This is a genomic window from Paenarthrobacter sp. 2TAF44, from assembly GCF_052114885.1.
Taxonomy (GTDB): Bacteria; Actinomycetota; Actinomycetes; order Actinomycetales; family Micrococcaceae; genus Arthrobacter.
In genome coordinates, this window is sequence record NZ_JBFRFP010000025.1 from 16,086 (window position 1) to 28,819 (window position 12,734).

The window sequence follows — 12,734 nt, forward strand, 5'->3', positions numbered from 1 at the left end:
TTAGTCCTTGCCAGGGCCGTTGCCGTTGCCATTGCCGTTGTTGCCGCCGTTGTTGGTAGGAGTTGTCGGCGGGGCGGGATTGTTCTGCGCGGGTGCTGGCGCCGTATTGCGCTGTGGAGCAGGGCCTCCGAGGAGGTTGGACGGCGGCGCCTGGAACGGGTTGGTTCCATACGCAGGGGCAATGGACAGCATGTAGTTGGTGAACTGCGGACCAGCAATCATGTAACCATCGATGGACTGGTAGAACTTGCCGTTCACGGTCAGGTTTCGTCCGGGGCGCTTCTGGTCACCCAAGGGATCACCGAACCAGGAGGCCGTTGCCAACCCGGTGGTGTAGCCGACCACCCAGGTGGAACCGTTGGTGTCGTTGGTACCGGTCTTGGCGGCTACCGGGAAGTTCCTGGAGTTGAGGGCCGGCCGGATCAGGGATCCCGAGCCTTCGTCCAGAACCTTACCCATGGCATACGCCACCCCTCGGGCAACCTCAGGTTTGATGGCATCCTTGCAGTTGGAGGATTGGGCCGGGAGATCGGCACCGGACTGGTCCTTCACCGAGGTAATCGCAATTGGCTGGCAGTACTTGCCATCCGCAGCGAACGTGGCGAAGGCGCTGGCCATCGTGAGAGGCGCAGTCTGCGTGGAACCAATGAGGTTACCCAGAGTGGTCATGGGCACCTTGGGATTGGGATCCGTGATCTTGCCGGTGTCATCGCGGGCAGGCAGACCCCCATGGACACCCGTCGCATCAACAATGCCTTGGATGCCGCACAAGTCCAACTGGGAAGCTGAAGCAAAGGTGGCCGTGTTAATCGAGTTCATGAGGCCGTACAGGACCGTCATGTTTCTGTAGTAACCCTCGTCAGAGTTCTGCAGGTCGAAAGTGCCGTTCGTGGCGTCATACCAGCCGACAGTGGGCGCAGGGCAGGTGTTTCTCCACCGGAAGTTCTGGGGGTACCTGCGGACCGAAGCATTAATCGTCGTATTCATCGACTTGCCCTCGTTCAGCCATTCGGCGAACGTAAACGGCTTCATGGTGGAACCCGGCTGGAAGCCGCCAATGCCGTTGAGGTCGTTGCCGTCGGCATCGAGGACGTCCACGTTGAAGTTTTGGGTCTGATCGAACTTGCCGTCTTGGGGGAGCCAAACGGTGTTCTGGGCCATGCTCACGATCTGGCCGGTACCCGGCTGGACCGAGACGATCGAGGCGCCCCACTTATCCGGGTTGGCACCCGCCGTCCCATCGACCTGCTGCTGGGCAACGGTCTGCGCGGTGGGGTCCAGGGTGGTCCGGATGGTAAGGCCGCCACGCATGATGCGCTTCTCGCGCTCGTCCGAGGTCTCGCCGTATGCAGGGTTGTTCAAGAGCAGGTGCAATACGTAGTCGCAGAAATACGGAGCCATGGTGGCATATGCGCAACCCTGTCGCGCGGGAGTGACCTTGGTGGTGACAGGAGTGGCCACTGCTTCGTCGTACTCTGCCTGGCTGATCTTGCCCTGGTTCACCATGGCAGCCAGCACAAGGTCGCGGCGCTTCTTCGAGTTATCGGGGTTGGTGATGGGATCGAAGGCGGACGGGCTGTTCACCAAACCAGCCAGCAAAGCTGCCTGCGGAAGAGTCAGATCCTTCGCAGTAGTGCTGAAGAAGAACTTGGAGGCAGCTTCAATGCCATAGGCATCACGGTTGAAGAAGACGATGTTGAGGTAGCCCTCAAGGATCTGCTCCTTGGAGAACTTCTTCTCCAGGGCAATAGCCAGCTTCATCTCGCGGAGCTTATCGCCGACGCCCTTGTTCAGGCCGTTCAGCTTGACGTCTTCGTCCTTGCCCGATGCCACCAGCGATTCATTGATGACGTTGTTAACGTATTGCTGCGTAATGGTGGACGCGCCCTGCTTGTTGCCGCGGGCGGTGCTCACGATGGCTCGCATGATGCCGGTGGTGTCGATGCCGCCGTGCTCATAAAAACGGCTGTCCTCGATAGAGATGACAGCGTCCTTGATGAACGGGCTCATTTGATCCAGCGGAACCTTGGTCCGGTTCTCAGCGTAGATCGAGGCAATCGGGGTGCCGTCCTTCGCCAGAATCGTTGTGTTCTGGCTCGGCGGGTCCACCTGCAGCTCTGCCGGCAGAGTGTCAAAGAACTGGATTGAACCACTTGCGGCACTGCCCGAAACGGCTGCTGCGGGGACCAAAAGGCCCGCCACCAGGACGCCACAAATCGCGCTCACGCCAAGGAAACCTAAAATCTTTCCGAGGGTGGTGGCAGTGTCGAATATGGGGTTCTTGCGAGTCACCATGTTTTCCACTTTACCGGCAAGGGCTAGGCTTTCTGTCATGACCAAATGGGAGTACGCCACGATTCCGCTCATTATCCACGCCACGAAGCAGATCCTGGACCAGTGGGGCGAGGACGGTTGGGAGCTTGTGCAGGTCGTCGGTGGACCCGATGGCAAAGGCCTTGTTGCATACCTGAAGAGGGAGAAGCAGTAACCATGACAACCCCCGCAGAAACCACGTCTGCCGCGGAATCCGGCGCTCCGACGTCGGCCGTTGAGCAGCGTCTCGCCGAACTCGGCTTGACCCTTCCCGAGGTCGCCGCACCTGTGGCCGCCTACGTGCCGGCGATCGTCTCCGGCAACTACGTTTACACGTCCGGCCAGCTGCCCTTTATTAAGGGCAAACTCGAAGCTACGGGCAAGGTCTCCCTCGGCGAGTTGGGCGCCTCTGACGAGCCCACCGTCGATCCCGAGGATGCCAAGCGTTACGCCGCTGTCTGTGCCATCAACGCCCTCGCTGCCGTGAAGAGTGTCATCGGCGACCTCGACCGCATCACCCGCATCGTCAAGGTAGTCGGCTTCGTTGCATCCGAGCCCACCTTTACGGGCCAGCCCGGCGTCATCAACGGCGCCTCCGAACTTCTCGGCCAGGTACTGGGCGACGCCGGCAAGCACGCACGCTCCGCCGTCGGCGTTTCCGTCCTGCCGCTCGACTCTCCGGTCGAAGTCGAGCTCATCGCTGAATTCAGCTAAGGAACCGGTTCACCCAATTGCCGCAGCTTGCCCGCCGCCTGTTCGCACTCCCTCCGGCACTCGAAGGGGCGGCACGAAACTGGCTTGAGCTCGGCGAGCGGACCCCCAGGGCCGCCCGCTACGCATCATCCGTCGTCCTCTTGCGGGACTCACCCACCGGTCTGGAGACCTGGCTTGGTTACAGGCCAGGCTCCTCACCGCTAGGTGTGGTCGCGTTCCCTGGTGGATCCCTGGACCCGTCCGACGACGACCCCGTCGGTTGGTTGGGTCCCTCACCGCAGTATTGGGCTGAGCACATGGGAACGGACGACGTCGGACTCGCCCGCCGCCACGTGGTGGGCGCCATCCGCGAACTCTTCGAGGAAACCGGCGTCCTCCTTGCCGGCCCCGATGCTTCCTCTACGGTGGAGGCCAACTCGACCGTGGAATGGATGAAAGCCCGGGAAGCTGTGTCCAGCCAGGAGAAATCCTTCAGCGAAGTGCTCGCCAAGCGTGGCCTTTCACTCCGCACGGACCTGCTGAAGCCCCTGGTCAACTGGCTCAGCCCCGACTTCGCGCACACCCGCTTCAACACGCGCTATTTCGCGGCTACAGTCCCCGTGAACCAGCAGCCGAGCATTCTGGGCAGTAAGGGCGTATGGGGCCGCTGGGTTTGTGCGGCCGAAGCCATCGCCATCCGCGACACCACAGCCCTCGGCGACGAAATAGCCCAGGAAAACACCGTTGGCCTCACCCTCGGCCAGCTCCTGGTCCCCGGGTCCGAAATCATGCTTGAAAAAATGGCCCACGCCAACGGCTGTATCGCCTACCTGAGCTACAAGCGCAAGGCCCACGTGTACCAACCCAAACTCGTGGACGAGGGTGGAGTGCTGATGCTCGAGGTCGAAGCCGCCAGGACCGTAGCCGGAGAGCCCCAGCGGGAGCGCTAAATCGGATCCTCTCTCACAGCCCGACGGGTTTTGACGGATCCTCTCTCACGTCCCGACGGGTTTTGACGGATCCTCTCTCACGTCCCGACGAAAAAAGCCGCCCCGGTTCATCACCGGGGCGGCTTTTTTGCAAGTAGAAATTAGCGCGAACGCTGGCGGAGCCGCTGCATGTCCAGAATAACGACGGCGCGCGCTTCCAGGCGCAGCCAACCGCGCTGGACGAACTCGGCCAGTGCCTTGTTGACGGTTTCGCGGGAAGCGCCCACCAGCTGGGCCAGTTCTTCCTGCGTGAGTTCATGGGCAACCAGGACGCCGTCGGTGGCCGGACGGCCGAAGCGGTCGGCCAGATCCAGGAGCGCCTTCGCGACGCGGCCCGGGACGTCCGAGAAGACGAGGTCGGACAGTGAATCGTTGGTGCGGCGGAGCCGGCGGGCGAGGGCCTGCAACAGCTGCGCGGAAACCTCGGGACGCGTGCGGAGCAGCGCGTTGAGGCTTTCGTTCTTCAGTCCGGCCAGGCGCGTTTCGGAGACGGCGGTGGCCGTGGCGGTGCGGGGGCTGGGATCGAACAACGCCATTTCGCCGAAGAGTTCTCCCGGGCCGAGGATGGCCAACAGGGACTCGCGACCATCGGGGGAGGTTCGGCCGAGCTTTACCTTGCCGGAAACGATGAAGTACAGCTGGTCACCCTGGTCGCCTTCGCGGAATACCGATGCCCCGCGTGAGAGGTCCACCTCGGTGAGTTCGTCCGTCAGCAAGCGGAATGCGTCGTCGTCAAGGGTGGCGAAGAGGGGTGCGCGGCGCAATACCTCGATGTCCATGAAATCTCCTGAATATAAGTTTCGGTCGTGGCGCTCCAGCCATTGTTTCAGAATTTTTAAGCTTCTGTGACGTACTTGGCAGGAGAAACGCTGAAACGGCGCGGTTTTTGCCCCCATCGGGCCTTGTTTGCGGTGCCTTTAGACGCTCGGAGCGCACCCGTATCGTGATGGGACTAACGGTTTCTTGTCAGGGTGCCCAACTACAATTGGCGCTACCCGGTCACAAGGAGCATTGGTGTTTGGCTTGACGATTTTGGATTTGGCATTGATCTTGATGCTGCTGTCCTACCTGATCTATGGCCTGCGCAGTGGCTTCCTGGTGACACTCGGCGGAATTGCCGGTTTTGTGGTTGGCGCGATTGCTGCATTTATGGCTGTTCCACTTGTGAGCGGCTGGGTGAGCGATAGCGGTTGGAGGCTGACCGCCACGGTGGGTGCCGCCGTCGTGCTTATTGCGCTTGGCCACGGGCTGGGTACCATGATCGGGCGAAAAGTCCGCCATGCGGTGCGGATTAAGCCGTTGCACGCAGCCGACCGGTTGATTGGCGGCGTGGTCAGCGTGGTGGTCGCGGCGCTGGTGATGTCCATGTTGGCGTTCAGTATCAGTTCACTGGGCGTGCCGTTTGTCTCGCAGCAGTTGGCTGAGTCGCGGGTCATTCGATACATCGATTCGTTGACGCCGACGCCGGTCAAAACCACAATGGCCCAATTGCGATCTACGGTGATCGGCGACGGTATTCCCAAGCTGATTGAGGGCTTCGGCCCCTCCACACCGGTTACGATTCCCAACGAGTCCACCGACACTCCCGCCCTGAACCGCGCTGCCGAGTCCGTCCTGAAGATTGCCGGCACGGCCTTTGAATGCGGCCAGAACCAAACCGGATCCGGATTTGTCGTGTCGCCCGGGCGCGTCGTGACCAATGCACACGTTGTGGCGGGCGTGTCGCAGCCGGTCGTGGAAATTCCCGACGGCGGCGCGTTGCCGGGTCGGGTGGTCTACTTCGACTCCCAGCGGGACATCGCGGTTTTGGCCGTAGACGGACTTTCATCGGATCCACTGCAGCTGAGTCCAGACCTGGCAGCAGGCAGCCCCGCAGCTTTTGCGGGCTACCCGCACGGCGGTCCTTTCCAGTCCAAACCAGCAACTGTCCAAGGGATTTCGACCATCCTGGTTCCTGACATTTATGGCAGCAATCCTTCTCCCGAGTCTGTCTACAAGCTTGCGGGTGACGTCCAACCCGGTAACTCGGGAGGGCCGCTGCTCACCATGCAAGGGCAGGTAGCCGGCTTGATCTTTGCCAAGACCACCACTGATGCGGCACTTGGGTTTGCACTCACCATGGAGGACATCCAGCCGGTGGCTGCCCAAGCTCCGGGCCTTAGCAATCCTGTTTCGCCCGGGCAGTGCACACGCAAGTAACTTTGACGGCAATTCCCGGACATTCTCCCGTCGCCTAATAGATTGGGAGCCATGACTGAAGCCACCCCCGCCACCGAATCTGGTCGCGGCACCATTCTTGTGATCAACGGACCGAACCTTAACCTTTTGGGCACCAGGGAGCCCGAGAAGTACGGCACTTCCACGCTCGCGGACGTCGAGCAGTTGGCCATGTCAGCCGCGGCTGCCCATGGCTTCACGGTGGACTGCGTTCAGTCCAACCACGAAGGTGATCTCCTCGACGCTATCCACGCAGCGCGCGGAACCGCGGCGGGCATCGTCATCAATGCCGGGGCCTTCACACACACGTCAGTGGCACTTCGTGACGCCCTCGCCGCAGTGCAGCTGCCCGCCGTCGAAGTGCACATCACCAACGTTCATCAGCGCGAAGAGTTCCGGCACCACTCCTTCCTGTCTGGCGTGTGCAACGCGATCATCGTCGGCGCGGGCGTGCTTGGGTACAAGCTGGCCATCGACTACTTGGCTGAAACGGTGTAGTCCGGCGGACGTGAGAGAGGGTTCCCGGGAAGCCGTCAGGACGTGAGAGAGGGTTCCCGGGAAGCCGTCTGGACGTGAGAGAGGGATCCCCGGGAGCTGTCAGGACGTGAGAGACGGTTCCCGGGAAGCCCGGCGGATGTGAGAGAGGGATCCCCGGGAGCTGTCAGGACGTGAGAGAAGGATCCCGGGAAGCCCTCAGGACGTGAGAGAAGGATCCCCGGGACGTGAGAGAGGGTTCCCGGGAAGCCCTGTGGATGTGAGAGAGGGCTACAGGGCAGTGAACCGCAGCAGAAGTGCGTGCTCGGGGTTCAGCACGGGCATGGGAAGGCCCGCCTCGCCAAGGAAGCGTCCCGTTGCGACAGCGCCATCGGCCAGCCAAGCGACTGGTTGAGCCTCGATGAACGTGTGCCCGTAGTCGACATCCGCCAGGGTGGGGAAGATCGCTTCCACACGATAGGAACGGGAGGATTCCAGCCCCGGGATGGCTACGCGTCCGGGCTGCTCAGCGAAGCCAGTCCGCGTCTTGACCACGGCGAAGAGGGCGGCGGTGGCACCCACTGCAGGACCGCCGTCGTGCGTGGCATCCGCAACAACAGAGTCAGCGACAACCCCGTGCAGCATCATGGACTCGTCGGGCACATCTGCGCGCACCATCCGTCCGGTGTGGATCAACCCGCGGTGCTCCTTGTACAGGCTGATGAAGCGCTTGAGTTCCTCGCGCTCAGCCCCCTGGACTTCGCGGATGTCCCACTCCATGCCGAAATGCCCGAACAGTGCGGTGATGGCACGGAACGACAAGTCATGCGTCCGCGCCGTGGTGTGGGACGTCGTGGGCCCAATGTGCCCGCCCACCAGCTCCGGCGGGACCACCATTCCGGTCCAGCGCTGGATGGTTTGCCGCTCCAAGGCGTCATTGCAGTCCGAGGCCCAGATCCTGTCAGTGCGGTCCAGGATCCCGAGGTCCACGCGGGCGCCGCCGGAGGAGCAGCTCTCGATCTCGACACCCGGGTGCGCCGCACGGAGGGCATCGAAGAGCCGGTAGGCGGCAAGGGTTTGTTCATGCACGGACGAACGACCTGCATGGCCGTGCTCCGCGAGGTCCCTGTTTTGGTCCCATTTGAGGTAGCTGATGTTGTTTTCCCGCAGCAGGCCATCAATCCGGTCGAAAATGTACTGCCACGCCTCGGGGTTGACGAGGTCGATGATGTGCTGGTGTCGCCATTCAAGCGGCAGCCGGCCACCGTCCTTGAAGGACAGGGCGGATGGTCCAACGATCCACTCAGGGTGGGCGCGGGCGATGTCCGAATCAATGTTCACCATCTCCGGCTCAACCCAGAGGCCAAACTCCATTCCGTGGGAAGTCACCGCATCAATCAGGGGCGTCAGGCCTGAAGGCCAGATGGTCTCATCGACGTACCAGTCACCGAGGCCTGCGTGGTCGTCCCGGCGTCCGCGGAACCACCCGTCGTCGAGCACGAACCGCTCAACGCCCAGGTCCGCGGCGGACTCAGCCAGCTCGATCAAGGTCTCCAGGTTGTGATCGAAGTACACTGCTTCCCAGGTGTTGAGGACTACTGGCCTTGGCTTCCCAGCGACATCCACGTGGTGCGGGCGGGACCGGAACCAGCTGTAGAAGGCTTCACTGATGCCGTCCAAGCCGCGGTCGGAGTAGGCGGCAAACAAGGCCGGCGTGGTGTAACTGTCGCCGGATTGCAGCACTACTTCGGAGGGGCCCAGGAGTTCGGAACCGCCGATCATTGTGCGGCCATCGGCCACGTTGTCAGCAAATTGCTCGTGGTTTCCGCTCCACGCCAAATGCGTGGCCCAAACTTTGCCGTGCCGGTTGCCGAAGCCTGCGGTTCCGGCCGCAAGCAGTAGCGAGGAATCGTGGCCCGTACGGCCGTGCCGCCCAGTGCGGACCCAGGTTCCTTGCTGGATGGCCCTGCGTTGTGGGTGCCGTTCGCGGCACCAACGGCCAGTGAGGTCCAAAAGTTCGACGGCGTCCGGCGCTACCGGGAGCATCGTCGCCAATTCATCCACCTGGAAGGGCGATGTGCCGTCGTTGGTGACTGTGTGCCGCAGTTCCAAAAGACCACCTGGGTGCAAGGTGAGGTTGCTCGTGACGGTGATCCCGGCGTCGGGATCTGACTGAACGATCGACGCTGACGACCCGTCCGCCGTCGCGTTCACCACCCGCAGGCGTACAGAGAAGTCGTAGCCGGGGACGCCATCGGTAAACCGGTGTCCCCGCAACCCTGTTCGGCCCTGCCATGAGGAGGAGGCCTGGGGGAGGAGCCCGGCCGGTACGTTGGCATCGATCGAGGAAGGCGGGATGGGCTCATTGAGGATGGAAAGGTCCGGAAGGGCGTCGCCCAGGTCTGCTCCCCAGTGGGAGATTTCGGCCTCTCCTCGGTGAGAACTTATCACCAGGCTGGTACCGGCGGAACGGAGATGGAGCGGGTGCATGGGTGTGAGTCGCTTTCAAAAAGATTGTGTGAGGCCCACTCTGCGGTGCAAATGGGCACGAAGGCGCGCAGAGCAGGCCTCACAACGGGAAGTTTTACTTGAAGAGGGCGTTGACCTGGTTGTTGGCTTCAGTCAATGAAGACGCAGGCTTCTTGCCGGAGAGCACGGCATCCATGGCCGGCTTCATGATGCCGTCCACCTTTGCGGCCTTGTCCGCGATCGGGAACAGGAACGTGGTGCCTTCCTTCACGTGTGTGGTGAAGGCGGAAACGTCAGTGCCCTTGTCGGCGAACGCCTTGGCGGCAATCTCGGAAGAGCTGGTGATGGCCGGGAAGACCACGGCCTTGCTGGCTACGACGTCCTGGCAAGCAGCCGAGCCGAGGTACTCCACCCACTTCACGCTGGCGGCAGGGTTCTTGGTGCCGGCCCAAATGGAGTCAGCCAAGCCATTGAACATGCTGGCACGCTGACCGTTGGGGCCCTTGGGCGTCGGCGCAACGGCGGTATCGATGCCCTTGTAGGTCTTGTACTGGCCGATCAACCAGTCTCCGTTGCTGTTGATCGCAGCCTTTCCAGCACCGAAGCTGTCCGGCATGCTGGCTCCAACAGTGGTCTCAAGCTTGGGCATGTAGCCCTTGTCCACCAGGCCGGCCCACCAGGCGATGGTTTCCTGGAAGCGGGGGTCGTCGTAGTTGAACTTGCTGCCCCACGGGTTCTTGTCGGTGGCGGTCCAGCCGGTGGTTGCCGTGAGGAAGCTCCACTCCGTCTGGCCTTGGCCCGAGCCGCTGCCGGTCAAGCCCAATCCGTAGGTGGCTACGTTGTTCTTGTCGAAACCGGCTTCATCTCCGCGCTTGCCGTTCTTGTCCACGGTCAAGTGCGCGATCGTCTTTTCGTAGCTGCCGCCGTCCTTGGGGTTCCAATCAAGGTTGGCCATCTGCTCCGCGGTGATCCCTGCCGCGTCAGTCATTGCCTTGTTGTAGAACAGGCCTACGGTGTCCCAGTCCTTCGGCAGGCCATAGCGCTTGCCGTCCTGGCCCACCCAGAGCTCCGGGAGGCCCTTGGTGTAGGCATCAAGCTTGATTCCGTCTTTTGCCACAGCGTCATCGAGGGGCAGAAGCTGCTTCTTCGCGGCGTACTCCGGGTACTTGGACAGGTGGTCCGTGAAAACGTCCGGCGCTGTTCCTGCGACGAAACCGTTGGTCAATGTGGTCCAGTAGTCGTCCCAGCCGCGCTGGGTGATCTTGACCTTGATATCCGGGTTGGCCTTGGTGAAATCATTGGCGCACTGTTGGTACGCGGGGAGCTGGTTGGCGTCCCAGAGCCAGTAGTTGATTTCTCCCTTGGCCTCGGAGGAAGCAGGGGCGGAACCGCCACAGGCGGACATTGTCAGGGCGATGGCGGCGGCAGCAGCGGCGACGCCGAGGGTTTTCTTCATGACGAACCTTTCGTTGGGGAGTGCGGGTTACTTGATTCCGGAGAATCCGATGGAGTTGACGACCTTCTTGCCGAAGGCGATGAAGAGAAGGAAGATGGGCAGCGCGGCGACGAGAGTTCCGGCCATGAGTCCGGACCAGTCGAGGGCGCCCTGCGGGGACTGCGATTTGAAGACGCTGAGGCCTACGGTGAGCACCCGGACGCTCTCGTCCTGGCCCACGAGCAGCGGCCAGAAGTATTCGTTCCACTGCCCGATGAAGGTCAGCAGCGCCAGGGTGGCGATGGGGGCGGCGGCGTTGGGAAGCACAATCTGGAAGAAGATGCGCAGGTGCTTGGCGCCGTCGAGCATTGCCGCTTCCTCAACCTCGCGGGACATGCTGAGGAAGAACTGGCGCAGGAAGAAGATGGCGAAGGGGGTCATGAACAGGAATGGCAGGGACATCCCGGCCATGGTGTTGAGCAGCCCGAGGTTCTTGATCATGAGGAAGTTGGGCAGCGCCGTGAAGATCGGCGGAACCATCATGGTGGTCAGGAACACGGCGAACACTTTGTTCCTGCCAGGCCAGCGCAATCGGGCGAAGGCGTATGCGGCCATGGCGCTGAAGAACACCTGGCCGGCTGTCGTGACGGTAGCGAAAATGATGGAGTTTTGCAGGTACAGCCAGAAGTTGATGGCGGCACCGGAGCCGCCATCGGCGATCGCCTCTTCGGTGGTTTGCAGCCCGAGGACGCGCTTGAAGGCGCCCCAGCTGAAGTCGGCCGGCAGGAGGTTTCCGGCGTTGGAAGCCAACGCGCTGTTGCTGGATAGCGCCGTCCGCAGCATCCAAAGGAACGGGGCAATGGTTACGGCGACGGCGACGCCGACCAGCACCCAGGCGCCAACCCGGCGCCAATTAATGGGCTTTTTTGGGGACGAAGTGGTGCGTGGTGGGTTCTGGCTGGAGACATTCTTACGAGGTGCGGTTGAAGTAGTCATGGCGGCTCTCCTTATTCCAAATCCGGCTTAGTCCAGGTCCGATTCGTTGCCCTTGAGGAACTTCATTTGCACGAAGGCCACCAGGGCGAGAATGACGAACAGGATCACGGACAATGCGGAGGCGTAGCCGAAATCGGATTCGCCGAAAGCTTTTTGGTAGATGTACATCTGGATGACGCGCGAGGCGTTGACGGGTCCACCGTTGGTTGTGACCGCAACAGTGTCAAAGACCTGGAAGGAACCGATCACGGTGACCACAAGCACGAGTACCAACACGGGGCGGAGCAGCGGCATGGTGACGCTCCAGAACGTCCGGGCCGGGGACGCGCCGTCGAGGTTTGCTACCTCATAGAGGTGGTTGGGAATGGACTGGAGGCCGGCGAAGATCAGCAGGGCCGTGTAGCCCATGTGGCGCCACACGTTCACGAAAGCGATGGTGGGAATCGCCCATTGCTCACTGCCGAAGAAGGCGACGCGGGGGAGGCCCACCCAGCTCATGACCTCGTTGACGATGCCCAGCTGGTAGTCCAGCATCCAGAACCACAGCAGGGCGACGATGACGTTGGCCACCAGGAAGGGCAGCAGGAGTGCGCCCCGGATGAACGTGGATTTGGCCACCCGGTGCATCAGGAGTGCGAGTCCCAGCGCGATCACCGTCTGGAAGCCGATGTTCAGGACAACGTACTGGATTGTCACTCCCATGGCGTTCCAGAACAGTTCATCGCCGAAGATTGCCGTGTAGTTCCCCAGTCCAATCCAGGTGGGTTCGCCGAGGATGCTGTACTCAGTGAAGCTGAGGTAGATGCCGCGAATTGTGGGGATCAGAAAGAACGCCACGAAGCCGATCACGGCGGGGAAGATGAAGAAGAGTGCGATCTTCAGGTCACCGAGGCGGCTTGTCATGCTGCGTTTGGCAGGTTGCAGCTTGCGGGGTTGCCGGCCCAGGAGATTCCTGGCTGACCGCCGTGAGGCGTTGCCCGGTTGCTTGGTTAGCGTGGTCATCGTCGACCCTTTCCTGACTGTGATGTGGGTAACAACTGGGATAGAATCTACACGAGTAGATCAGAACGATGCAAGCTTTTTGGGAATATTTGTTCGTTTATGTCCAATTTGTTGACTCGTGTAGATCGCAGTGAAAGACTCAAACG

The 12,734-nt window shown here is 61.6% G+C and carries 11 protein-coding genes; 5 read left to right on the plus strand and 6 right to left on the minus strand.

Translation table 11 applies throughout. The annotated features are described in order from the left end of the window. Positions 1–2,334, minus strand: a complete 2,334-nt coding sequence (locus AB4Z15_RS20235) for a transglycosylase domain-containing protein (RefSeq protein ID WP_442018695.1) — start codon at positions 2,332–2,334, stop codon at positions 1–3. Here AB4Z15_RS20235 and AB4Z15_RS20240 point away from each other — a divergent pair. From AB4Z15_RS20240 to AB4Z15_RS20250, 3 genes are read left to right on the plus strand one after another with little or no spacing between them, the layout of a single operon-like run. Further along, positions 2,333–2,488, plus strand: coding sequence for a DUF4177 domain-containing protein (locus tag AB4Z15_RS20240; RefSeq protein WP_011775990.1), 156 nt, complete (start codon positions 2,333–2,335; stop codon positions 2,486–2,488). The two genes, AB4Z15_RS20235 and AB4Z15_RS20240, sit on opposite strands and share 2 nt — an antisense overlap. Before the next feature lie 2 nt (positions 2,489–2,490). Then, complete coding sequence (locus tag AB4Z15_RS20245) at positions 2,491–3,027, plus strand: RidA family protein (protein WP_442018696.1); 537 nt, start codon at positions 2,491–2,493, stop codon at positions 3,025–3,027. Positions 3,028–3,044: 17 nt separating this feature from the next. Then, a complete protein-coding gene (locus tag AB4Z15_RS20250; RefSeq protein WP_442018697.1) occupies positions 3,045–3,956 on the plus strand; it encodes an NUDIX hydrolase in 912 nt (303 codons plus the stop codon). 140 nt (positions 3,957–4,096) lie between these two features. Here AB4Z15_RS20250 and AB4Z15_RS20255 read toward each other — a convergent pair whose 3' ends face one another. Next, positions 4,097–4,774: a Crp/Fnr family transcriptional regulator gene (locus AB4Z15_RS20255; protein ID WP_011775987.1), complete on the minus strand. Its 678-nt coding sequence runs from the start codon at positions 4,772–4,774 to the stop codon at positions 4,097–4,099. Positions 4,775–5,009: 235 nt separating this feature from the next. Here AB4Z15_RS20255 and AB4Z15_RS20260 point away from each other — a divergent pair, with 235 nt between their 5' ends. Next, positions 5,010–6,194 carry a MarP family serine protease gene (locus tag AB4Z15_RS20260; RefSeq protein ID WP_442018698.1) on the plus strand — a complete coding sequence of 395 codons (1,185 nt, stop codon included), beginning with the start codon at positions 5,010–5,012 and terminating at the stop codon, positions 6,192–6,194. A 51-nt stretch (positions 6,195–6,245) separates the two neighbouring features. Then, positions 6,246–6,710, plus strand: coding sequence for a type II 3-dehydroquinate dehydratase (gene aroQ / locus AB4Z15_RS20265; RefSeq protein ID WP_442018699.1), 465 nt, complete (start codon positions 6,246–6,248; stop codon positions 6,708–6,710). 267 nt (positions 6,711–6,977) lie between these two features. Here aroQ and AB4Z15_RS20270 read toward each other — a convergent pair whose 3' ends face one another. From AB4Z15_RS20270 to AB4Z15_RS20285, 4 genes are all read right to left on the minus strand, one after another. Further along, the gene (locus AB4Z15_RS20270; protein ID WP_442018700.1) at positions 6,978–9,176 is read right to left on the minus strand and encodes an alpha-galactosidase; all 2,199 of its coding nucleotides are present in this window, start codon (positions 9,174–9,176) and stop codon (positions 6,978–6,980) included. A 94-nt stretch (positions 9,177–9,270) separates the two neighbouring features. Beyond that, positions 9,271–10,611, minus strand: a complete 1,341-nt coding sequence (locus tag AB4Z15_RS20275) for an ABC transporter substrate-binding protein (protein ID WP_442018701.1) — start codon at positions 10,609–10,611, stop codon at positions 9,271–9,273. 27 nt (positions 10,612–10,638) lie between these two features. Continuing rightward, positions 10,639–11,586, minus strand: coding sequence for a carbohydrate ABC transporter permease (locus AB4Z15_RS20280; RefSeq protein ID WP_442003425.1), 948 nt, complete (start codon positions 11,584–11,586; stop codon positions 10,639–10,641). A gap of 27 nt (positions 11,587–11,613) precedes the next feature. Continuing rightward, positions 11,614–12,588 carry a carbohydrate ABC transporter permease gene (locus AB4Z15_RS20285; protein ID WP_442003426.1) on the minus strand — a complete coding sequence of 325 codons (975 nt, stop codon included), beginning with the start codon at positions 12,586–12,588 and terminating at the stop codon, positions 11,614–11,616. Between the last annotated feature and the right edge of the window lie 146 nt (positions 12,589–12,734).